The sequence below is a fragment of the Pseudomonas sp. R45(2017) genome, from assembly GCF_002112305.1.
Classification (GTDB): domain Bacteria; phylum Pseudomonadota; class Gammaproteobacteria; order Pseudomonadales; family Pseudomonadaceae; genus Aquipseudomonas; species Aquipseudomonas paraglycinae.
Genome location: NZ_NEHH01000011.1, coordinates 220,146 through 242,224, shown reverse-complemented (window position 1 = coordinate 242,224; position 22,079 = coordinate 220,146). Strand labels below are relative to the sequence as shown.

The window sequence follows — 22,079 nt, the reverse complement described above, 5'->3', positions numbered from 1 at the left end:
TTGAGGGCCGCCACCATGGCTGACTCGATTTCGATGAAGAAGCTGGTCACCCGACTGCTCGGCGTGGTGGTGGCGATGTTCGTCTTCGGCTTTGCCCTGGTGCCGATCTACGACGTGATGTGCAAGGCGTTCGGTATCAACGGCAAGACCGCCGGGCAGTACGAGGGCGAGCAGACCGTCGATGCTTCGCGGCAGGTCCGGGTGCAGTTTCTGTCGACCAACACCGCCGACATGCCGTGGGATTTCTATCCCAAGCATGACGAACTGACGGCCAACCCCGGCGCGGTGAACGAGATGATCTTCATCGCGCGCAACCCCACCGACAAACCGATGAGCGCTCAAGCCGTACCGAGCATCGCGCCGAGCAATGCGGCGGCGTATTTCCACAAGACCGAATGCTTTTGCTTTACCCAGCAGGTGCTGCAGCCCGGTCAGCAGATCGAGATGCCGGTGCGTTTCATCGTTGACCGCGACATGCCCAAGGACGTGAAGCACCTGACGCTGTCCTACACGCTGTTCGATATCACCGCCCGACATCCTCCGGTGGCTGCAAACACTGGCGGTTAAGCGTGCCCGATAAGGAGAACAATAAATGGCAACTCATGAGCACTATTACGTCCCGGCCCAGAGCAAGTGGCCGATCGTCGCCACGGTGGGGATGTTCGTCACCGTGTACGGTCTGGCGACCTGGTTCAACGATCTGAAGGCAGCGCGTCCGGAATCCCACGGCCCGCTGATCTTTTTCGTCGGCGGCCTGTTGCTGGCGTACATGCTGTTCGGCTGGTTCGGCACGGTGATCAAGGAGAGCCGCGCGGGGTTGTACAGCCCGCAACTGGACCGCTCGTTCCGCTGGGGCATGAGCTGGTTCATCTTCTCCGAGGTGATGTTCTTCATCGCCTTCTTCGGCGCGCTGTTCTACGTGCGACACATCTCCGGCCCGGCGCTGGGCGGCGAAGGCACCAAAGGCATCGCCCACATGCTCTGGCCGAATTTCCAGTTCACCTGGCCGCTGTTGCACACGCCGGATCCGAAACTGTTCCCGCCGCCCAAGGAAGTCATCAGCCCCTGGGGCCTGCCGCTGATCAACACCATCCTGCTGGTGAGTTCCAGCGTGACCATCACCATCGCCCACCACGCGCTGAAGAAAGGTCATCGCGGCGCGCTGAAACTGTGGCTGGCGATCACCGTGCTGCTGGGTTGCGCGTTCCTCGGCTTCCAGGCCGAAGAATACATCCACGCCTACCACGAACTGGGGCTGACCCTCGGCTCGGGCATCTACGGCGCGACGTTCTTCATGCTCACCGGTTTCCACGGCGCCCACGTGACCATCGGCACGATCATTCTGTTCGTGATGCTGATGCGCATCATGAAGGGCCACTTCGACAACGAACATCAGTTCGGTTTTGAAGCGGCGAGCTGGTATTGGCACTTCGTCGATGTGGTTTGGATCGGCTTGTTCATCTTCGTTTATGTGCTTTAACAGCAGCTGCGAGCCGCGAGCTGCGAGCTTCAAGTCAAAACGGTAAGGCTTGTAGCTTGTAGCTTGGCGCTTGCAGCTACCACGGCACGTGGGACACCAGTTGGCCGCTGTAGAAACCCCAGGCAATCAAGCCGACGGTGCAAGCGGCCAACGCCACCCGAACACTCAAGGCGATCACCAGCCGATTCGAGCTGCTGTCGTCCTTGACCAGGAAAAACAGGCCGCTGAACAGGCTGACCACCGTGGCAATCAGCATCAGGACGATGGCTGCTTTGAGCATGGGAAGAACTCCGGGGGAACAAGCGATGCAGTTGAGTATAGTGATCGCACTGACTGATTTTCTGGCGCGACCATGAAGCGCTTCCGGCCGGGCGTGGTGCCGACACTGGTGGTCGGCCTGCTGCTGCCGTTGCTGATTTCGCTGGGCTTCTGGCAACTGGGCCGGGGCGCGGAGAAAACCGCCCTGCTCGCCAGCTACGCCGAACGCCGTGCCGCCGAACCGATGGCCAGCACCGAGTTGCTGCACAGCGCCGATCCGGCCTTTCGCCGGGTGCATCTGTACGGCCAGTTCGATGCCGCCCACAGCCTGTTGCTGGACAACCGTCAGCGCAACGGCAAGGTCGGCGTCGAATTGCTGCAACCGTTTCAGGATCAACGCAGCGGCCAGTGGCTGCTGGTCAATCGCGGCTGGCTGCCGTGGCCGGATCGGCGCACGGCCCCGCAATTCAACACACCGACCGACGCCGTGAATGTCGATGCCTGGGTGTACGTCGCCCCCGGCGCCACCTTCCAGCTGCATGCCGATCCGGTCAGCAGCCGCTGGCCGCAAACCGTCACCGCCGTCGAACCCGCGAAATTGTGGAAAACCCTCGAACGCGACGGCTTCGCCTACGAATTACGCGCCGAACCCGGCCCCGCCAGCTATCAGGCCGACTGGCCGGTGGTCGCAATGGGCCCGGAAAAACACCTCGGTTACGCCGTGCAGTGGTTCGCCATGGCCACCGCCCTGTTCGGTCTCTACCTCTATCTCGGCTGGCACAACGCAAAGGAGAAACACCATGGGAGCGGCCATGAATCCACCCAGCATGTCTGAAGCAAAAGCCCCGGCCAGTCGCCGTCGCGGACGTATCCAGCTGCTGTTGATCGTGCTCGGCGTGGTCGGTCCGATGATCCTCGCCACCGGCATGTACAAGTTGCAGTTCTGGGTGCCGGAAGGTCGCAGCTATCACGGCGAACTGATCGGCAACGGCCAGACCCGCGCCGACCTTGGCATCCAGGCTGACGAAACGCGCTGGCAGATGCTGGTCACCGCGCCGAAGGATTGCGCGGTGGACTGCCAGCAACTGGTGTACCTGGCGCGGCAGATCCAGATCGGCCTGGGCCGCGAAGCCGGGCGCGCCAGCCACGCCCTGGCCGCCGCGCAACCACTGGCCGCCGACTACGAAGCCAAGCTGACCCGCGAATACCCGCAGCTGCAACGCTACCCGCTGGACGCAGCCACCTTCAGCAAGGCCATGGGCGACAAGGCCACAGCGCAGCTGTGGATCATCGACCCCCACGGCAACCTCGTGCTGCGCTACGACCCGAGCGTCAAGGGCAAGGATCTGCTCAACGACCTGCGCCACCTGCTGAAACTGTCGAACATCGGATAAGGGCATCGTCATGGCCAAACCTGGATTTCGCCTCGCGCTGTTTGCCACCCTGCTGGCACTGATCGTCGTGCTGCTCGGCGCCTACACCCGCCTGACCCACGCCGGCCTCGGCTGTCCGGACTGGCCGGGCTGCTACGGGTTCATCAGCGTGCCGAAAAGCGAAGCCCAACTGGCCCATGCCGAACTGCATTACCCCGACTCGCCGGTGGAGGCGCATAAAGGCTGGAACGAGATGATCCACCGCTACTTCGCCGGCACCCTCGGCATGCTGATCTCGGTACTGGCCGGGCGCGCGTGGGTCAATCGTCGTCATCCCGGGCAACCGCTGAAACTGCCGCTGTTTCTGCTGGCGGTGGTGTTCGCCCAGGCGGCGTTCGGCATGTGGACGGTGACACTCAAGCTCTGGCCGCAAGTGGTGACCGGGCATTTGCTCGGTGGCTTCGCGACCTTGAGCCTGCTGTTTCTGCTGACCTTGCGACTGTCCGGAGTGCTGCCGGCGCTGACCGTGCCCAAGCGCCTGCAATATTGGGCCACTGCTGGATTGCTGCTGGTGATCGGCCAGATCGCACTGGGTGGCTGGGTCAGCTCCAACTATGCGGCGGTGGCCTGCATCGACTTCCCGACCTGCCACGGCCAATGGCTGCCGCCGGCAGATTTCGCCAACGGCTTTCATCTGACCCAACACATCGGCCCCAACTACCTCGGCGGGCAACTCGACAGCGATGCACGCACGGCGATTCACCTGACCCATCGCATTGGCGCGTTGCTGGTGACGCTCGTCCTGCTCGGTCTGGCCTGGCAACTGAAAGTGGTGGGCATGACCCGACTGGCCGGGCTGGTGCTGATCGCCCTCGCGGCGCAGATCACCCTCGGCATCAGCAACGTGCTGTTCCATCTGCCGCTGCCGGTGGCCGTGGCGCATAACGCCGGCGGTGCGGCGCTGCTGCTGACGATGGTGCTGGTCAACTACCACGCGCGGACCAGTCTGGTTCGGGTCAAGCAGCCGATGATCGCGCGCTGGCGCCTGAGCCCGCGCAAACACTCGGCGGCGCCCATCACTATTAAAGGAGAGACGCCATGGCGATTCTGATCGGCGAACGTCCGGCGCAGGCGCTGTGGCGTGATTATCTGGAGCTGACCAAACCGAAAGTCGTGGTGCTGATGCTGATCACCTCGCTGGTCGGCATGTTCCTCGCAACCCGCGCCGGGGTGCCGTGGACGGTGCTGGTGTTCGGCAACCTCGGGATCGCGCTGTGTGCCGGTGGCGCGGCGGCGGTCAATCATGTGGTGGACCGACGCATCGATGCGGTCATGGCCCGCACCCATAAAAGGCCGCTGGCCGAGGGCCGGGTTTCGCCCACAGGCGCACTGACCTTTGCGCTGGTGCTGGCGCTGCTCGGCCAGGCCTTGCTGCTGACTTTCACCAATCCGCTGACCGCCTGGCTGACCTTGGCCTCGCTGCTCGGCTACGCGGTGATCTACACAGGTTTTCTCAAACGTGCGACGCCGCAGAACATCGTCATCGGCGGCCTCGCCGGCGCCGCTCCGCCACTGCTCGGCTGGACCGCGGCCACCGGCCACGTCAGTGCCGAACCGCTGCTGCTGGTGCTGATCATCTTCGCCTGGACCCCGCCGCACTTCTGGGCGCTGGCCATCCATCGCAAAGAGGAATACGCCAAGGCCGACATTCCGATGCTGCCGGTCACCCACGGCGAGCACTACACCAAGGTGCACATTCTGCTGTACACCTTCGCCCTGCTGGCGGTCAGCCTGTTGCCGTACGTGATCCACATGAGCGGCCTGCTGTACCTGATCTGCGCGCTCGGTCTGGGCGCCAGGTTTCTGCAATGGGCCGTGGTGCTGTACCGTGGCACTCGACCGCACGCGGCGATCAACACCTTCAAGTACTCTATCTGGTACTTGTTTCTGCTGTTCATCGCCCTGCTCGTAGACCACTACTTACTGTTGAACCTATGACTCGAACCCAGAAAACCGTCTTCATCCTCGTCGCCGTGATCGCGCTGATCCTCGGCCTGACCGTCAACAAAGTGCTGAGCGGCAAGGGCCAGGGCGACCCGACCGCACTGATCGACGCCGGCATCATCCTGCTGCCGCAGAGCCGTAACCTGCCGGACGTGACGATGACCAATCAGGACGGCCAACCGGTCACGGTCAACGAGCTCAAGGGCAAGTGGAGCCTGCTGTTCTTCGGCTACACCTTCTGCCCGGACATCTGCCCGACCACCCTCGCCCAGTTGCGCCAGATCAAGAGCGAACTGCCGAAGGATGCGGTGGATAAATTGCAGATCGTGCTGGTCAGCGTCGACCCGAACCGCGACAACCCCGCGCAGTTGAAGCAGTACCTGGGTTACTTCGATCCACAATTCATCGGCCTGACGCCGAAGTCGATCGACGAGCTGCAGAAGGTGGCGAACGCGGTGAGCATTCCGTTCATTCCGGCGGACACCAGCAAGCCGAACTACACGGTGGATCACAGTGGGAACCTGGCGGTGATCGGGCCTGATGGTACGCAGCGCGGGTTTATTCGGGCGCCGTTAAATAATGCCAAGCTGGTGGCGCAGTTGCCGGTGATGTTGAACCGCAAGTAAGAAGATCAAAAGCTAGCCCTCACCCTAACCCTCCCGAAACGTCGGACCGCCCGGAGGGAGAGGGGACTGAATGGGGAATATTGGCGAGCTACACCGAATTGAACGTACTGCTTCGAATCCATAATCGCCAAGATCTTTCAGGTCGATGCAGGACGCAGGACACCTCGGTCGGCCCCCTCTCCCTTCGGGAGAGGGCTGGGGTGAGGGACGAATACACAGTGGGTCCAAAGCTGAACACCCGGCCACAAAAAAGGGGACGCCACTGGCGTCCCCTTTTTCGTTGCGGCGTCCGAATCAGAACGCCGGCAACACCGCGCCTTTGTACTTCTCGGTAATGAATTTCTTCACTTCCGGGCTGTGCAGCGCAGCGGCCAGTTTTTTCATGGCGTCGCTGTCCTTGTTGTCCGCGCGGGACACGAGGATGTTCACGTAAGGCGAATCGCTGCCTTCGATGACCAGCGCATCCTTGGACGGATCAAGCTTGGCTTCCAGCGCGTAGTTGGTGTTGATCAGCGCCAGGTCGACCTGGGTCAGCACGCGCGGGATGGTCGCGGCTTCCAGTTCACGGATCTTCAGGTCTTTCGGGTTCTGGGCGATGTCCTTGACGGTCGACAGGATGTTGGTCGGATCCTTCAGGGTGATCACGCCGGCCTTGGCCAGCAGCAACAGCGCACGGCCGCCGTTGGTGGCGTCGTTCGGGATCACCACGTTGGCGCCGCTTGGCAGCTCTTCGATTTTCTTGAATTTGCTGGAGTAGGCGCCCAGCGGTTCCAGGTGCACGCCGGTCACGGACACCAGGCTGGTGCCCTTGGCCTTGTTGAACTCATCGAGGTACGGCTGGTGCTGGAAGAAGTTGGCGTCCAGACGCTTCTCGGCCACCTGGACGTTCGGCTGAACGTAGTCGGTGAAGACCTTGACCTTCAGATCCACGCCTTCTTTGGCCAGTACCGGCTTCACGAACTCGAGGATTTCCGCGTGCGGCACCGGAGTGGCAGCAACGGTCAGGGTTTCGTCGGCGTGGGCCGAGAACGCTGCAACGGCAGCCAGGGCAACGATCAGTTTTTTCATTCAGCTAACTCCTTTTTACGGCGCCCGTCTGGCGCCTGCCAGCGAATGGCCGGCTCATGTCATTACAAAACCGGTTATTTGCGCGAGAAGTGCACGACCAGTCGGTCGCCTACCATTTGCAGCACTTGCACCAGAATCAGCAGCAACACCACGGTGACGATCATCACGTCGGTCTGGAACCGCTGATAGCCGAAACGGATCGCCAGGTCACCCAGGCCACCGGCGCCGACCACACCGGCCATCGCCGTGTAGGAAACCAGTGTAATCGCCGTCACCGTAATCGCTGCGAAGATGCCCGGACGGGCCTCCGGCAGCAAGGCGTTCATGATGATCTGGCGAGTGGTCGCGCCCATCGACTGGGTCGCTTCGATGATGCCGCGATCGACTTCACGCAGGGCGGTTTCCACCAGCCGCGCGAAGAACGGCGTCGCGCCCACTACCAGCGGCGGAATCGCACCGGCCACGCCCAGCGAGGTGCCGGTGATCAGCACGGTGAACGGGATCATCACGATCAACAGAATGATGAACGGCAGCGAACGCAGGATGTTCACCACCAGCGACAGCAAGGCGTACACGCCTTTGGCTTCGAGCAACTGGCGTGGGCTGCACAGGAACAGCAGCACGCCCAGCGGCAGGCCGAGCAGCACGGTGAACAGCAGCGAACCGCCGAGCATCATCATGGTGTCGCCGGTGGCGAGCCAGATTTCGTACCAGTCGATATTGGTGAAGAAACTCATCAGGTCTTCCATTAGCGCAACACCTCCATGTGAACGTCAGCGGCGGTGAAGCGGGCGAAGGCTGCTTCCATGTCGCCACCGGTGACGGCGAGGGTCAATTGCCCGTAAGGAATGTCTTTGATGCGGTCGATACGACCGGCCAGGATGCTGTAGTCCACACCGGTTTCCCGGGCGACGGTACCGAGCAACGGCGCGTAGGTCGCTTCGCCCTGGAAGGTCAGACGCACGATGCGGCCCGGCACGTGAGCAAAGTCATCGCGCTGCTCGCTTTCGTCGATCTGCTCGCTTTCCTGAACAAAGCGCTTGGTGGTCGGGTGTTTCGGATGCAGGAACACATCGGCCACCGAACCTTGCTCGACGATCACGCCGGCATCCATCACGCCGACCTGATCGCACACGCGGCGGATCACATCCATCTCGTGGGTGATCAGGACGATGGTCAGTTTCAGCTCGCGGTTGATCTCGGCCAGCAGTTGCAGGACCGACGCCGTGGTCTGCGGGTCGAGGGCGCTGGTGGCTTCGTCGCACAGCAGGATCTTCGGCTTGGTCGCCAGGGCGCGGGCGATGCCGACGCGCTGCTTCTGACCGCCGGACAGCTGCGCCGGGTACTTTTTGGCGTGATCGGACAGACCGACCCGCGCCAGCAACTCGGCCACACGCTGGTCGATCTCGGCGCGGGACAGTTCACCGGCCAGGGTCAGTGGCAGCGCGACGTTGTCGGCCACGGTCTTGGATGCCAGCAGGTTGAAGTGCTGGAAGATCATCCCGACCTGCTGACGGAAACGGCGCAGGCCGTTGGCGTCCAGCGCGGTGACTTCTTCGCCGTCGACGATAATCTTGCCGCCACTGGATTGCTCCAGGCGATTGATCAGACGCAGCAGGGTACTTTTTCCCGCGCCGGAATGGCCAATCAGGCCGAACACCTGACCGTTCTCGATGGAGAAGCTGGTCGGGTGCAGCGCGGTGATGTCCTTACCGGCGACGCGGTAAGTCTTATGGACGTTTTGAAACTCGATCACGTAGCGAACCTTGTGGGGCGCGTTGGAAAAGGATCAGCGGTTAGCCGGGCGCGCATTTTAGCCTGTCCGTATAGAGGTTCTTAGCATTTATTTCGCGAATAACCTTCGATTTGGCAATAACAGGATCAAAGGTCATAAAAAAGGAACGCCCGAAACCCTCGTCAGTCACTACTTAAGCGACTTGAAAACCCTGGGTGCCGTGCCTGGGAAACACTCAAGCGTTCCGGAGCAATCCCGGGACAAACAGGAGTTCATGACTGATGAGTACCAAGAAACCTGCCAATGACAAAAGCCAACTGGCCGGCACCGATACCCCGGATCGCGCCAACACCAATGCCAAACTCGACAGCCTGGAGAAGTTTCGCTCCGACGCTACCGGTCAGGCCCTGCGCACCAACCAGGGCGTGAAAATTGCTGATAATCAGAACACCCTCAAGGCCGGAGCTCGCGGGCCGTCGCTTTTGGAAGACTTCATCATGCGTGAAAAGATCACGCACTTTGACCATGAACGGATTCCCGAGCGCATCGTCCACGCCCGCGGCACCGGCGCCCATGGTTTCTTTCAGAGCTACGAGAACCATTCGACGCTGACCAAGGCTGGCTTCCTGCAGGATCCGGGGAAGAAAACCCCAGTGTTCGTGCGTTTTTCCACGGTGCAGGGGCCGCGTGGTTCCGGCGACACCGTGCGTGACGTGCGTGGTTTTGCCGTGAAATTCTTCACCGACGAAGGCAACTTCGATCTGGTCGGTAACAACATGCCGGTGTTCTTCATTCAGGACGCGATCAAGTTTCCTGACTTCGTCCACGCGGTAAAACCCGAGCCGCACAATGAAATCCCCACCGGCGGCTCGGCACACGACACCTTCTGGGACTTCGTGTCGCTGGTGCCGGAGTCGGCGCACATGGTTATCTGGGCCATGTCCGACCGGGCCATCCCGAAAAGCCTGCGCAGCATGCAGGGCTTCGGCGTGCACACCTTCCGGCTGATCAACGCCGAGGGCAAATCGCGCTTCGTCAAATTCCACTGGCGCCCTACTGCCGGCACTTGTTCGCTGGTATGGGACGAGGCGCAAAAACTCGCGGGTAAAGACACCGACTACCATCGGCGCGATCTGTGGGAAGCCATCGAGATGGGCGATTACCCGGAGTGGGAACTCGGTGTACAGATCATCGAGGAGGAAAACGAGCACGACTTCGACTTCGACATCCTCGACCCGACCAAACTGATTCCCGAGGAAATCGTTCCGATTACGCCGCTGGGCAAGATGACCCTCAATCGCAACCCGGACAATTTCTTCGCCGAGACCGAGCAGGTCGCGTTCTGCCCCGGCCATATCGTGCCGGGGATCGACTTCTCCAATGACCCGCTGCTGCAAGGTCGGCTGTTTTCCTACACCGACACGCAGATCAGCCGACTCGGTGGGCCGAACTTTCATGAGCTGCCGATCAATCGTCCGGTCGCGCCGTTCCACAACGGCCAGCGCGATGCCCAACACCGCACGGTGATCGACAAGGGTCGCGCGTCCTACGAACCGAACTCCATCGATGGCGGCTGGCCGAAAGAAACCCCGCCGGCCGCGCAGGACGGCGGTTTCGAGAGTTATCCGGAGCGTATCGACGCCAACAAGATCCGCCAGCGCAGCGAGTCGTTCAGCGACCACTTTTCCCAGGCGCGGCTGTTCTTCAACAGCATGAGCCCGCACGAGAAAGAGCACATCATCGCCGCCTACAGTTTCGAACTCGGCAAGGTTGAGCGTGAGTTCATCCGGGCGCGGCAAGTGAACGAGATTCTCGCCAACATCGATCTGGAGCTGGCCAAACGCGTGGCGGCCAACCTGGGTCTGCCAGCGCCAGGCAAAGGCACCGTCGACGTACCGAAAACATCACTGGATCACTCGCCATCGCTGAGTCAGGCCAACTTGTTGCCGGAAAACATCAAGACGCGGAAAGTCGCGATCCTTGCGGCCAACGGCGTCGATGGTGCAGCGATTGATGCGATGAAGAAGGCGCTGGCGGCAGAAGGTGCGCACGCCAAACTGCTCGGCCCGACCTCGGCGCCGGTGAAAACCGCCGATGGCAAAAGCCTGGCGGTGGATGCGTCGATGGAAGGTTTGCCTTCGGTGGCGTTCGACGCGGTGTTCGTGCCGGGTGGCGCGGCGTCGGTCAAGGCATTGAGCGGTGACGGCGTGGCGTTGCATTACCTGCTGGAGGCGTACAAACACTTGAAGGCGATTGCGCTGCATGGCGAGGCCAAACAGTTGCTGGATGTGCTGAAGCTGGAGACGGATGCGGGGTTGATCGAGGGCAAGGATGTGAAGGCGCTGACCCAGCCGTTCTTTGCGGCGATCGGGCAGCATCGGGTCTGGGATCGTGAGGCGAAGGCCAAGGCGATTCCGGCCTGAAAAAAACCGCAGCCTGCGAAAAGCAGGCTGCGGTTAATTCAAGGTTTACGCGGGCTCAGAACCATCTGCGCCGGCACCGTGCGCAGGATCTGTTTTTCGATCTTCAGATCGAAATCCGGATCCAGCTTCTTCACGCGCTTGGTGATCAACGTCGCCAGCCACGGGTAATCATTGGTGCGCGGGGCCTGAATGCTCACCGCACAGTCGTAATTCACCACATCGGCGGCGATCGCATCCAGTTGGCGGCGAAGTTTGCGGCTATCGGTGATATTCAGCGCGACCGTGGTGCTTTCGGCAGTCGGATCGATCACCTTGGCTTTGGGCTTGGCTTCAGCGGCTTGGAGCGCCGCTTCGGCTTTCTCCAGCTCGGCTTTGCGCGCTTCGGTGATGGCGCCGTTGACGCCACCGGTCAGCGCCGGGGCCTTGGGCATCAGCACACGTGCACGGGCCAGTGCGGTCGCGGCCGCATTCACATCGCCCTTCTGCAGGACGATCTGGCTGCGACGCAGATAGGCTTCAGCCAACTGGCGCTGGTATTGCTCAAGGGATTGATCGTTGGGGGTTTCGGCCTGCAAGGCTGCCAATTGGTCTTCGGCAGTGGCCAGTTCGCTGCTGGCCAGGCTTTGCTCCAGCTGTGCGATGGCCGTGGCCCGCGCATCGGGGACTTCGGCCACCGGCGGCGTGCTTTGGCAGGCGCCCAGCAGCACTGAAAAGGCCACAAGGAGCAGATAACGGGAGGCGAACGGCTTCATTCCTGCGACTCTCTATTTGCGCAAAAAACGAGCAAGTCTACACCCCTCGACGGGGCAGAACAAAACTCAGCAGAAACAGTGCGGCCGCCGTCACAACGATTGACGGGCCGGCCGGGGTGTCCTTGAACCAGGACAGCGCCAGCCCGCCACACACGGCGAGCATGCCCAGCACGCTCGCGCCCAGTGCCATCTGCTCGGGCGAACGGGCGTGACGTTGTGCCGCAGCCGCCGGGATGATCAACAGCGAAGTAATCAGCAACACACCGACGATTTTCATCGCCACCGCGATCACCACCGCGATCAACAGCATCAGCGCCATGCGCAGACCGGCCACCGGCAGGCCTTCGACCCGGGCCAGCTCTTCGTGCACGGTGATTGCCAGCAGCGGCCGCCACAGCGTCACCAGCAATACCAGCACCGCCGCGCTGCCGCCGAGGATCCACGCCAGATCGGTCGGGCTGATCGCCAGCAGGTCGCCGAACAGATAGGCCATCAGGTCGATCCGCACTTCATGCATGAAGCTTAGTACCACCAGCCCGAGGGAGAGCGTGCTCGGTGCGAGAATTCCCAAAAGCGTGTCGGACGCTAGCGGCTGGCGCTGTTGCAAAGTCACCAGCAACACCGCCAGCAACAGGCAGCCAACGGTGACCGCGACAGTCGGGCTGACATCCAGCAGAAAGCCCAGGGCCACGCCGAGCAGTGCGGCGTGAGACAGCGTATCGCCGAAATAGGCCATGCGCCGCCAGACCACGAACGAGCCCAGCGGCCCCGCGACCATCGCCAGCGCCAGACCTGCAAGCAGGGCGTAGAACAGAAAATCAGCCATGCTTGCAGCTATCTCCGTGAACGTGAGGTTGGCCCGTCACAGGCCCTTTGACCACCGAACCGTGCAGGTCGTGGGCGTGGTCATGATGGTGGTGATAGATCGCCAGGCTCGGCGCGTTGTTGCCGAACAGCTCGACGAAGGCCGGATCGCCACTGACCTGCTCGGGATGCCCGGAGCAGCAGACGTGACGGTTGAGGCACACCACCTGATCGGTGGTGCTCATCACCAGATGCAGATCGTGGGACACCATCAGCACGCCGCAGCCATGACGGTCGCGAAGGCGAGTGATCAGGCTGTACAGCTCGGCTTGCCCGGCGACATCGACGCCTTGCACCGGCTCGTCGAGCACCAGCAGTTCCGGCTCGCGAAGCAGTGCCCGGGCCAGCAGCACGCGCTGCATTTCACCGCCGGAAACGCTTTGCACCGGGCTGTCGATGACATGCTCGGCGCCGACTTCCTTGAGTGCCGCCAGCGCACGCGGGCGATCGACGCCCGGCACCAGCCGCAGGAAGCGCAGCACTGACAGCGGCAGGGTCGGATCGACGTGAAGTTTTTGCGGCATGTAACCCACGCGCAGTTTCGGCTTGCGCCAGACGCTGCCGCTGTCGGGTTTCAACAGCCCGAGCACGGCGCGCACCAGCGTGGTCTTGCCGGCGCCGTTGGGGCCGATCAGGGTGACGATCTGCCCCGGCTCGACGCTCAGGTGAATGTTGTCCAGCACGTTCTGCCCGGCAAACCGGACCGCCACCTGCTCCAGACGGATCAGCGCATCGCTCATCAAGCCCCCCGGCAACCGGAGCAGAGGCCGACCACTTCGACGGTCTGGGCCTCGACGATGAAGCCGACGTCCTTGGCGCTGTGGACGATGGCGTCGCTGATGGTTTTTTGCTCAAGTTCGATGGCGGCGTGGCATTCGCGGCAGATCAGGAACTGGCCCTGGTGCGAATGTTTCGGGTGAACGCAGCCGACGAAGGCGTTGAGCGAGGAGATGCGGTGCACCAGGCCGTTTTCCAGCAGGAAGTCCAGCGCCCGGTACACGGTCGGCGGCGCAGCGCGGCGGCCGTCCTGCTCGCTGAGCACCGCCAGGATGTCGTAGGCACCCAGCGGCTTGTGGCTCTGCCAGACCAGTTCCAGCACTCGTCGGCGCAGCGCGGTCAGGCGCAGGCCTTTCTGTGCACACAAGGCATCGGCCTCGGACAGCGCGCTGTGAACGCAGTGCGAGTGGTCGTGGGGACGGCTGGCAATCGGTGTAATAGGCATGAGCGGCGACGAGTTTGGTTAGAGACGTTATTATGTTACCCGTTCTCGCCTCATTGAGTGGTCATCGTGTCCCGACTTTTTTCTGTTTTTGTCGTATTCATCACCGGTTTTCTGCTGATCGGTCCGGCTCAGGCCGAGGTCAGAGTCCTCACCAGCATCAAGCCCCTGCAACTGATTGCCGCTGCGGTGCAGGACGGCGTGGCGATTCCGGAAGTGCTGCTGCCGCCGGGGGCTTCGCCGCATAACTACGCGTTGCGTCCGTCCGATGTACGCAAGGTGCAATCGGTGGACCTGCTGTACTGGATCGGCCCGGACATGGAAGGATTCCTGCCTCGCGTGCTGAACGGTCGTACGCTGCCGAGCGTTGCCGTGCAGGATCTGCCGGGCATGAAACTGCGCCGCTTCGCCGCAGACAGCCATTCCCATGCCGAAGAAGCCGACGAACACGATCACGACCATCGCCCGGGCAGCCTCGATGCGCATTTGTGGCTATCGCCGGTGAACGCGCGGGTCATTGCCGACAAAATGGCCGCTGACCTGAGCGCCGCCGACCCGGCCAATGCCGAGCGCTATCAGAGCAACGCCAAGGCGTTCGACGAGCGTCTCGATGCGCTGGATCAGCGTTTGAAGAAACGCCTGGCCAGCGTTGAAGGCAAACCCTACTTCGTCTTCCACGAAGCCTTCGACTACTTCGAAGACGCCTACGGCTTGAAACACACCGGCGTGTTCAGCGTGGCAGCGGAAGTGCAGCCGGGCGCCCAGCATGTGGCGGCGATGCGTACGCGTTTGCAGGAAGTCGGCAAGACCTGCGTGTTCAGTGAGCCGCCGCTGCGTCCACGTCTGGCCGAAACCCTGGTGGCGGGCTTGCCGGTGAAACTGGCGGAACTGGATGCGTTGGGCGGCTACACGCCAGCGACGGCTCAGGGTTATGAGCAAGTGCTGGAGAAGCTGGGGAATGATCTGGCGGGTTGTCTCGAATCGCTCTGATACAAAAAAACCGCAGCCTGCACAGGCTGCGGTTTTTTCTTTTACAGGGCGAAAGGTAGCGGCGTACTGACCGTCTGACGCTGCGCCAGACGCTGCTCGAACTCCTTCGGATCGTGGATCAACACGTCCTGTCCGGCGAACGATTCCGCTGCAATCAGGCGGGATAGCCAGAACCGCACGCACGCCACTCGCAGCATGGTCGGCCACAGCTCGGCTTCTGCTGCCGTGAACGGACGCAGTGCCGCGTAGGCACCCAAGAATGCACGCGCACGCGGGCCGTCGATCAGGCCGTCATCGTCCGAGCACCAGTCGTTCAGGGCAATCGCCACGTCATAAAGCATCGGACCAGAGCAGGCGTTGTAGAAGTCGATCAGCCCGGTCAGATGCGTGCCTTCGAACATCGCGTTGTCGCGGAACAGGTCGGCGTGAATGTTCGCCCGTGGCAGTGCGAGAATTTTCTCTTTCTGTCGGGTGATTTCGTCCAGCGCGGTTTGCAGGAGCGCACGAGGTTCATCGCTCAGGTGCGAAAGAAACTGCGTGCCCTCTTCCAGCATCCAGTCCAGGCCACGATCGGTCTTGCGCTTGATCATGTTGTCGCCCTGGGTCGCCAGGTGCAGGTGCGCCTGCAACTCACCGACCTGCGCGCAATGCTGGGCGTTGGCCTGCTTGATGTGCTTGCCGGCCAGGCGCGGTTGCAGCAGCGCCGGTTTGCCTTTCAGCTCGCGCAGGGCCACGCCGTCAGTGGTGCGCAGTGCGTAAGGCACCGGCAGATCGGCTTCGTGCAACACGTCGAGCAGGTCGATGAAGAACGGCATTTCCTGCACCGGGCCGCGCTCGACCAAGGTCAGGACGAACTCGCCCTTTTCCATGCTGATGAAGAAGTTGGTGTTTTCGCTACCGGCGGCGATCCCCTGGAAATCGAGCAGACGGCCGAGCCCGTAAGGGGCGAGAAAGGTTTCCAGCTCGGGCCGAGCCAGGGGGGTAAACACAGACATGGTTAAAAACTGCTCAGTTCTGGCGCCGCCATCAAACGGCGCCGATTAAAAGTCAGGAAACTTACTTCCAGGTAAAGATTTCCCACGCTGGAATCAACATATTCGGCTGGTCGGACCGGATGTAATTCGCGTCCGTACCATCGGCGCGCACCAGGAAATAGGGTTTGCCGACCTTCGGTGTGACCTTGATCGCATACACGAATCCACTCCGGCTGTATTCCTGAATGACCTTGTCGCCTTCCGTGTGCGTGCTAATGGTAACTTCCGGCTCCGACGATGGCGCATCATCCGCCGCGATCGCGGCCAGCGGTGAGACAGCAATCAGACTGACCAGCAGCAAGCGATTTAACGTACGCATGATAACCTTGTCCCTTTGTCGTCAACGGTCCCGCTATTCTAGCGCCGGGCCCGCCGAAAAGGTTGATTCTGCTCATGAGCCAAGCCCCCCTCGTCCTGGTGGACGGTTCGTCTTACCTGTACCGCGCCTTTCACGCGCTGCCACCGCTGACCACCTCCAAAGGCCTGCCGACCGGCGCGGTCAAAGGCGTTCTGAACATGCTCAAGAGCCTGCGCAAGCAGTATCCGGACAGCCCGTTCGCCGTGGTGTTCGACGCCAAGGGTGGGACATTTCGCGATGAGATGTACGCCGAATACAAAGCCAACCGCCCAAGCATGCCCGACGACATGCGCGTGCAGATCGAACCGCTGCACCAGAGCGTGATCGCTCTCGGTTTTCCGCTGCTGTGTGTCGAAGGCGTCGAGGCCGATGACGTGATCGGCACCCTGGCCCGCAGCAGCGCGGCCGCCGACCGCCCGGTGATCATCTCCACCGGTGACAAGGACATGGCGCAACTGGTCGACGGGCACATTACCTTGGTCAACACCATGTCCGGTAGCTCGATGGACGTGGAGGGCGTGAAGGAGAAATTCGGCGTCGCTCCCGAGCAGATCATCGATTATCTGGCACTTATGGGCGATTCTTCCGACAACATCCCCGGTGTTCCCGGCATCGGCCCGAAGACTGCTTCCGGCCTGCTGGTGGGGGTCAACGGCGGTCTGACCGAGCTGTATGCGCAGCTCGACATCGTGCCGACCCTGCCGATTCGCGGCGCCAAGACCCTGCCAGCCAAGCTCGAAGAACACAAGGAGATGGCGTTCCTCTCCTATCAACTGGCGACCATCAAGGTCGACGTGCCACTGGATATCGGCCTCGACGACCTGCAAATGGGCCCGGAAGATCCGGCCAAACTGCTTGAGCTCTACACCCTGCTGGAGTTCAAGAGCTGGATCAACGATCTGGAGCGGGATGCCAAGCGTCTGGAACTGAGCGCTGCCACCGAGCCTGCGCCGGCCGGCGATCTGTTCAGCGCGCCAGCCGAAGAAGAAGCGCCTGCCGCTCCGGCTGAAGCCGCGTACGAAACCATCCTCGATCAGGCACGATTCGACGTCTGGCTGGAAAAGCTGAAAAGCGCCAAGCTGTTCGCCTTCGACACCGAAACCACCGGGATCGACGCCCAGCAGGCACAACTGGTCGGTCTGTCCTTCGCGGTGCAGGCCAACGAAGCGGCCTACATCCCGCTGACCCACTCCTACATCGGCGTACCGGAGCAGCTGGATCGCGACACCGTGCTGCGCGCGCTCAAGCCGATCCTTGAAGACCCGAACAAGCTCAAGGTCGGCCAGCACGCCAAGTTCGACATGAACATCCTGGCCAACTGCGCCATCGGTGGCGATCAGAACGAAGGCATCACCGTGCGCGGGATCGCCTTCGACACGATGCTTGAGTCCTACGTGCTCAACTCCACCGCCACCCGTCACGACATGGACAGCCTGGCGCAGAAATACCTTGACCACACCACCTTGAGCTTCCAGGACATCGCCGGCAAAGGCGCCAAGCAGCTGACCTTCGACCAGATCGCCCTGGAACAGGCCGGGCCGTATGCCGCCGAAGATGCCGACGTGACCCTGCGCCTGCACCAGACCCTGTTCGAAAAACTCAGCGCCATCCCGAGCCTGGCAAGCGTGCTGACCGATATCGAGATCCCGCTGGTGCCGGTGCTCGCTCGCATCGAGCGCCAGGGCGCGTTCGTCGACGCTGAACTGCTTGGCATCCAGAGCATCGAGCTGGGCAACAAGATGGTCGCGCTGGAGCGCGAAGCGTTCGAGATCGCCGGTGAAGAGTTCAACCTCGGTTCGCCGAAGCAACTGGGCGTGATCCTCTACGAAAAACTTGGCCTGCCGGTGCTGAAGAAAACCGCCAAGGGCCAGCCATCCACCGCCGAAGAAGTGCTGGCGAAACTGGCCGAAGACGATCACCGCTTGCCAAAAGTGCTGATGGAACACCGCTCCATGAGCAAGCTGAAAAGCACCTACACCGATCGCCTGCCGGAGCAGATCAACCCGCGTACAGGGCGTATCCACACTTCGTACCATCAGGCTGTGGCATCGACCGGTCGCCTGTCGTCGAGCGATCCGAACCTGCAGAACATTCCTGTGCGTACTGCTGAAGGCCGACGCATCCGTCAGGCGTTCGTTGCGCCGAAAGGCTACAAACTGCTGGCGGCGGACTATTCGCAGATCGAACTGCGGATCATGGCCCACCTGTCTCGCGACGAAGGCTTGATGAACGCGTTCCGCAACAATCTGGACGTGCACACTGCCACGGCGGCCGAAGTGTTCAAGGTCGAGCTGAACGAAGTGAGCTCAGACCAGCGCCGTGGCGCCAAGGCGATCAACTTCGGCCTGATCTACGGCATGGGCGCGCAGAAGCTCGGCAAGGACATCGGCGTCGACACCAAAACCGCCAAGGCCTACATCGACGCCTACTTCGCGCGTTACCCGGGCGTGCGTGAATACATGGATCGCACCCGCGCCCAGGCGGCGGATCAGGGCTTCGTGGAAACGATCTTCGGTCGTCGCCTGTATCTGCCGGACATCAACTCCAACAAGCCGCAGGAACGCGCTGCCGCCGAGCGCACGGCGATCAACGCGCCGATGCAGGGCACTGCAGCGGACATCATCAAGAAAGCCATGGTGGCGGTGGACAACTGGCTGAGCGCTTCCGGGCTGGACGCCAAAGTCATCCTGCAGGTGCACGACGAACTGGTGCTGGAGGTTCGCGAGGATCTGGTCGATCAGGTTCGCGAAGAAATTCGCGTGCACATGAGCGAAGCGGCAAAACTGGACGTGCCGTTGCTGGTGGAAGTGGGGGTTGGCAACAACTGGGACGAGGCGCACTGAGGCCTCTGGATTGGGGTTTTGCCGCGACAGGGCGTCGCGGCAAAGGCATCGAAAACCGCTTAGGCCTGATCGTTCTTGAGCTTATTCCAAAGTTTTTTGAAAAGATTCTGAACTAATCTTGCGACAGGGTACTCAGAGATACTGAATGGCTGGTGAAGCCCTTCGATGCTCCTATGTTGTGTTAAGTGTTGGCAGATATCTGAACCCCGCCCTAGCGGTTCGGAACTTAAACCCCGGAACTTCTCCCTCCCCATATGAAGTCCGGGGCTTTTTTTGCCCAAAAATCGGCTGTAGCGCGGTCATGCTACGTTAAAAGCGTTACTAAAAATGCTCATTTAGGTCCCCTAAACTCCGCTTTTTAGTAACGCTTTTGCCTTGCCTGACCGCACTACAACCAATTTTCCATATTCCGATTATTCGGCCGCCGCTTCGGCGCCTTTATCTGCCAGTTCCATCCAGCCCGCCAACACAGTGTAGGCCTCTTCCAGGCCCATGCGTTTCGGGGCGGAGAACAGCTGGATCGTCACTTGATCGCCCCAACCCTTACGGATTTCCGACTGCACCTTGAGCAGCGTGTTCTTGGCTGCGCCGTAGGTCAGTTTGTCGGCCTTGGTCAGCAGGATGTGCATCGGCATGCCGGCGGCAACGGCCCAGTCGAGCATCAGCAGGTCGAAGTCGGTCATTGGATGACGGATGTCCATCATCAGAATCAAACCCTTCAAACTCTCGCGGCCACCGAGGTAAGCCTCAAGGTGACGCTGCCAGTGTTGCTTGAGCGGGATCGGTACTTTTGCATAACCGTAGCCCGGGAGGTCGACCAGACGCCGTTCATCGTCTAGCTTGAAGAAGTTCAACAGCTGTGTGCGACCCGGGGTTTTCGAGGTGCGCGCCAGGCTGGCGTGAGTCAAAGTGTTCAGTGCGCTGGATTTACCGGCGTTGGAACGACCGGCGAACGCCACTTCGAAGCCTTCGTCGTCGGGGCACTGATCGACTTTGGCGGCACTGAGCATGAACGTGGACTGTTGGCACAGGCCGAGGATGGGATTCTTGAGTTGCATGGGATTTCCGATGTGGGCGGCGCCGGGATTAGGCGCGGAACGCGGTGTCGCTTCCGTTTCAGTGACGCCAGTATATAATGCCGCAGATTTTGTGTGTGCTTTGTCCCAGCGAAGGATGAAGTTCACGAGAGCGACAGACCTTGATTGCGCATTAGAACGCAGAACGCTCTCAACCCTGAAAAGGTCGTTTTATGACGAAATGGCTGCTGGCTGCCGGAGTCTTGATGCCGCTTTACAGCGCACAGGCTACACAGGATCCGGAAGCCGTGTACAACCGTGTTTGTGGAGCCTGTCATTCCGGCCAACTACCCATGGCGCCCAAAAGAGGCGATCAGGAAGCTTGGACGCCGAGGTTGGCGAAAGGTATGGAGACGCTGGTGCAACACGTGACCCAGGGTTTCAAGGCGATGCCGCCGCGTGGTTTGTGCATGGACTGCAGTGCCGAGGATTACCAGGCCCTCATCCTCTGGATGAGCGAGAGTAAGCCCGGTCCATAACTCTTAACCCTTAGCCGTAGTTGGATTAGCTGATGAACAAACTGATCGTGAGTCTGCTGTTGACCGTGGGAATCTCAGGCTTCGCCCATGCTGCCGGTGACGCAGCCGCAGGCCAGGCCAAAGCCGCCGTATGCGGCGCCTGCCATGGCCCGGATGGCAACAGCATGGCGCCAAACTTTCCAAAACTGGCCGGACAGGGCGAACGCTACCTGACCAAGCAACTGCACGACATCAAGTCGGGCAAGCGCACCGTTCTGGAAATGACCGGCCTGCTGACCAACCTGAGCGATCAGGACCTGGCCGACATCGCCGCCTACTTCGCCAGCCAGAAAGGCAGCGTCGGCGCCGCCGATCCGAAGATCGTCGCTCGCGGTGAAGCCCTGTTCCGTGGCGGCAACCTCGAGAAAGGCCTACCAGCCTGCACCGGCTGCCATTCGCCGAACGGCGCCGGCAACGCAGCCGCCGGCTTTCCGCACCTGGGTGGCCAACACGCTCAGTACATCGCCAAGCAGCTGACCGACTTCCGCAAGGAAGAAGCCGGCCGCAGCAACGACGGCGACGCGATGACCATGCGCACCATCGCCCGCAAGCTGAGCGACGAAGACATCGCGGCAGTCTCCAGCTACATTCAAGGTCTGCACTAAGAAGCGCGATTCGAGCGCTGCGTGCAATGGCCAACGCCTGCCACGTTAACGCTCGATTAATCCGTTGCAGCAAGTATAAAAAGGGTGGCTTTGGCCGCCCTTTTTTGTGGCCGCTGCCGTTACACTACAGAACTCATGCCCGCCAGGATCTGTCTGAAAACAGGTCGCGCGAGGCGACCAAAATTGTCCAGGAGTAAAGCATGCGTAATCTGATCATCAGCGCCGCCCTCGTCGCTGCCAGCCTGTTCGGCGTGACCGCCCAGGCTGCCGAAGCCCCTGCTGCCCCTTACGTCGAACTGAGCAACCCGGTGCCGGTCGCCGTGCCTGGCAAGATCGAAGTGGTCGAGCTGTTCTGGTATGGCTGCCCGCATTGCTACGCGTTCGAGCCGGTGATCAATCCGTGGGTTGAAAAACTGCCGTCCGACGTCAACTTCGTACGCATTCCTGCGATGTTCGGTGGCCCGTGGGACGCTCACGGTCAAATGTTCCTGACCCTGGAAGCCATGGGCGTCGAGCACAACGTGCACGCTGCCGTATTCAACGCCATCCAGAAAGAACACAAGAAGCTGACCGACAAGAACGACATGGCCGATTTCCTCGCCACTCAAGGCGTGGACAAGGACAAGTTCCTGGCAACCTTCGATTCGTTCGCCATCAAGGGGCAGATCGTGAAAGCCCGCGAACTGGCCAAGAAGTATGAAATCTCCGGCGTTCCAACCATGATCGTCAACGGTAAGTACCGCTTCGATATCGGCTCCGCCGGCGGCGCCGAACAGGCGCTGAAACTGGCTGATCAACTGGTGGCCAAAGAGCGAGCGGCCAACAAGGCAGCCGCCAACTAAGCGCGGCAATC

At 61.3% G+C, this 22,079-nt stretch carries 24 protein-coding genes; 13 read left to right on the top strand and 11 right to left on the bottom strand.

From position 1 onward, the window contains the following. The first annotated feature begins 15 nt into the window (after window positions 1-15). Together CAF74_RS24525 and CAF74_RS24520 are read left to right on the top strand one after the other, a co-directional pair. Window positions 16-567, top strand: a complete 552-nt coding sequence (locus CAF74_RS24525) for a cytochrome c oxidase assembly protein (protein ID WP_011331799.1) — start codon at window positions 16-18, stop codon at window positions 565-567. A 25-nt stretch (window positions 568-592) separates the two neighbouring features. After that, window positions 593-1,480 carry a cytochrome c oxidase subunit 3 gene (locus CAF74_RS24520; protein ID WP_011331798.1) on the top strand — a complete coding sequence of 296 codons (888 nt, stop codon included), beginning with the start codon at window positions 593-595 and terminating at the stop codon, window positions 1,478-1,480. Window positions 1,481-1,556: 76 nt separating this feature from the next. Here CAF74_RS24520 and CAF74_RS24515 read toward each other — a convergent pair whose 3' ends face one another. Beyond that, a complete protein-coding gene (locus CAF74_RS24515) occupies window positions 1,557-1,760 on the bottom strand; it encodes a twin transmembrane helix small protein (protein ID WP_085748051.1) in 204 nt (67 codons plus the stop codon). A gap of 72 nt (window positions 1,761-1,832) precedes the next feature. On the opposite strand from CAF74_RS24515, the gene CAF74_RS24510 reads away from it, so the two are divergent. From CAF74_RS24510 to CAF74_RS24490, 5 genes are read left to right on the top strand one after another with little or no spacing between them, the layout of a single operon-like run. After that, window positions 1,833-2,573 (top strand): SURF1 family protein, encoded by a 741-nt coding sequence (locus tag CAF74_RS24510; protein WP_085748050.1) that lies wholly within the window; start codon window positions 1,833-1,835, stop codon window positions 2,571-2,573. Then, on the top strand, window positions 2,539-3,132 hold the full coding sequence (locus CAF74_RS24505) for a hypothetical protein (protein WP_085748049.1): 594 nt from the start codon (window positions 2,539-2,541) through the stop codon (window positions 3,130-3,132). Before CAF74_RS24510 ends, CAF74_RS24505 begins: the two co-directional genes overlap by 35 nt. A 10-nt stretch (window positions 3,133-3,142) precedes the next feature. Next, window positions 3,143-4,222 carry a heme A synthase gene (locus tag CAF74_RS24500; RefSeq protein ID WP_085748048.1) on the top strand — a complete coding sequence of 360 codons (1,080 nt, stop codon included), beginning with the start codon at window positions 3,143-3,145 and terminating at the stop codon, window positions 4,220-4,222. Further along, window positions 4,210-5,109: a heme o synthase gene (gene cyoE / locus CAF74_RS24495; protein ID WP_007953992.1), complete on the top strand. Its 900-nt coding sequence runs from the start codon at window positions 4,210-4,212 to the stop codon at window positions 5,107-5,109. The genes CAF74_RS24500 and cyoE overlap by 13 nt, the downstream gene beginning before the upstream one ends. Then, window positions 5,106-5,741, top strand: a complete 636-nt coding sequence (locus CAF74_RS24490) for an SCO family protein (RefSeq protein WP_007953994.1) — start codon at window positions 5,106-5,108, stop codon at window positions 5,739-5,741. Before cyoE ends, CAF74_RS24490 begins: the two co-directional genes overlap by 4 nt. A gap of 294 nt (window positions 5,742-6,035) precedes the next feature. On the opposite strand, the gene CAF74_RS24485 is transcribed toward CAF74_RS24490, so the two are convergent. The 3 genes from CAF74_RS24485 to CAF74_RS24475 all read right to left on the bottom strand — a co-directional run bounded on the left by CAF74_RS24485 (window position 6,036) and on the right by CAF74_RS24475 (window position 8,565). Continuing rightward, window positions 6,036-6,809, bottom strand: a complete 774-nt coding sequence (locus CAF74_RS24485) for a MetQ/NlpA family ABC transporter substrate-binding protein (protein ID WP_007953996.1) — start codon at window positions 6,807-6,809, stop codon at window positions 6,036-6,038. A 74-nt stretch (window positions 6,810-6,883) separates the two neighbouring features. Further along, window positions 6,884-7,558, bottom strand: a complete 675-nt coding sequence (locus tag CAF74_RS24480) for a methionine ABC transporter permease (RefSeq protein WP_007953997.1) — start codon at window positions 7,556-7,558, stop codon at window positions 6,884-6,886. Beyond that, entirely contained in the window at window positions 7,558-8,565 is a 1,008-nt protein-coding gene (locus CAF74_RS24475) for a methionine ABC transporter ATP-binding protein (protein WP_007953999.1), read from the bottom strand. The genes CAF74_RS24480 and CAF74_RS24475 overlap by 1 nt, the downstream gene beginning before the upstream one ends. A gap of 260 nt (window positions 8,566-8,825) precedes the next feature. Between CAF74_RS24475 and katE the strand changes: the two genes are divergently transcribed. Next, window positions 8,826-10,967: a catalase HPII gene (katE, locus tag CAF74_RS24470; RefSeq protein WP_085748047.1), complete on the top strand. Its 2,142-nt coding sequence runs from the start codon at window positions 8,826-8,828 to the stop codon at window positions 10,965-10,967. A 38-nt stretch (window positions 10,968-11,005) separates the two neighbouring features. Here the strand turns inward: katE and CAF74_RS24465 are convergent, their stop codons facing one another. The 4 genes from CAF74_RS24465 to zur are packed head-to-tail and all read right to left on the bottom strand — an operon-like array spanning window position 11,006 to window position 13,805. Beyond that, complete coding sequence (locus CAF74_RS24465) at window positions 11,006-11,719, bottom strand: PA5502 family lipoprotein (RefSeq protein WP_011331786.1); 714 nt, start codon at window positions 11,717-11,719, stop codon at window positions 11,006-11,008. Between the two features lie 37 nt (window positions 11,720-11,756). Further along, the gene (gene znuB / locus CAF74_RS24460; protein ID WP_085748046.1) at window positions 11,757-12,545 is read right to left on the bottom strand and encodes a zinc ABC transporter permease subunit ZnuB; all 789 of its coding nucleotides are present in this window, start codon (window positions 12,543-12,545) and stop codon (window positions 11,757-11,759) included. Next, the gene (gene znuC / locus CAF74_RS24455) at window positions 12,538-13,323 is read right to left on the bottom strand and encodes a zinc ABC transporter ATP-binding protein ZnuC (protein ID WP_064379570.1); all 786 of its coding nucleotides are present in this window, start codon (window positions 13,321-13,323) and stop codon (window positions 12,538-12,540) included. Before znuC ends, znuB begins: the two co-directional genes overlap by 8 nt. After that, window positions 13,323-13,805, bottom strand: coding sequence for a zinc uptake transcriptional repressor Zur (gene zur / locus CAF74_RS24450; protein ID WP_011331783.1), 483 nt, complete (start codon window positions 13,803-13,805; stop codon window positions 13,323-13,325). Before zur ends, znuC begins: the two co-directional genes overlap by 1 nt. 57 nt (window positions 13,806-13,862) lie before the next feature. On the opposite strand from zur, the gene CAF74_RS24445 reads away from it, so the two are divergent. After that, window positions 13,863-14,792, top strand: coding sequence for a zinc ABC transporter substrate-binding protein (locus CAF74_RS24445; RefSeq protein WP_201819634.1), 930 nt, complete (start codon window positions 13,863-13,865; stop codon window positions 14,790-14,792). A 41-nt stretch (window positions 14,793-14,833) separates the two neighbouring features. Here CAF74_RS24445 and CAF74_RS24440 read toward each other — a convergent pair whose 3' ends face one another. Continuing rightward, on the bottom strand, window positions 14,834-15,787 hold the full coding sequence (locus CAF74_RS24440) for a homoserine kinase (protein ID WP_085748044.1): 954 nt from the start codon (window positions 15,785-15,787) through the stop codon (window positions 14,834-14,836). Window positions 15,788-15,848: 61 nt separating this feature from the next. Further along, entirely contained in the window at window positions 15,849-16,145 is a 297-nt protein-coding gene (locus tag CAF74_RS24435) for a DUF2782 domain-containing protein (RefSeq protein WP_007954026.1), read from the bottom strand. 74 nt (window positions 16,146-16,219) lie between these two features. On the opposite strand from CAF74_RS24435, the gene polA reads away from it, so the two are divergent. Then, on the top strand, window positions 16,220-19,027 hold the full coding sequence (polA, locus tag CAF74_RS24430; RefSeq protein ID WP_085748043.1) for a DNA polymerase I: 2,808 nt from the start codon (window positions 16,220-16,222) through the stop codon (window positions 19,025-19,027). 413 nt (window positions 19,028-19,440) lie between these two features. Here the strand turns inward: polA and yihA are convergent, their stop codons facing one another. Beyond that, on the bottom strand, window positions 19,441-20,085 hold the full coding sequence (gene yihA / locus CAF74_RS24425; protein WP_039764859.1) for a ribosome biogenesis GTP-binding protein YihA/YsxC: 645 nt from the start codon (window positions 20,083-20,085) through the stop codon (window positions 19,441-19,443). A gap of 191 nt (window positions 20,086-20,276) precedes the next feature. On the opposite strand from yihA, the gene CAF74_RS24420 reads away from it, so the two are divergent. From CAF74_RS24420 to CAF74_RS24410, 3 genes are all read left to right on the top strand, one after another. Continuing rightward, window positions 20,277-20,582: a cytochrome c5 family protein gene (locus CAF74_RS24420; protein ID WP_085690419.1), complete on the top strand. Its 306-nt coding sequence runs from the start codon at window positions 20,277-20,279 to the stop codon at window positions 20,580-20,582. Window positions 20,583-20,614: 32 nt separating this feature from the next. Next, on the top strand, window positions 20,615-21,226 hold the full coding sequence (locus tag CAF74_RS24415) for a cytochrome c (RefSeq protein WP_085606391.1): 612 nt from the start codon (window positions 20,615-20,617) through the stop codon (window positions 21,224-21,226). Between the two features lie 200 nt (window positions 21,227-21,426). Then, a complete protein-coding gene (locus CAF74_RS24410) occupies window positions 21,427-22,068 on the top strand; it encodes a thiol:disulfide interchange protein DsbA/DsbL (protein ID WP_039764866.1) in 642 nt (213 codons plus the stop codon). Window positions 22,069-22,079 lie beyond the last annotated feature (11 nt).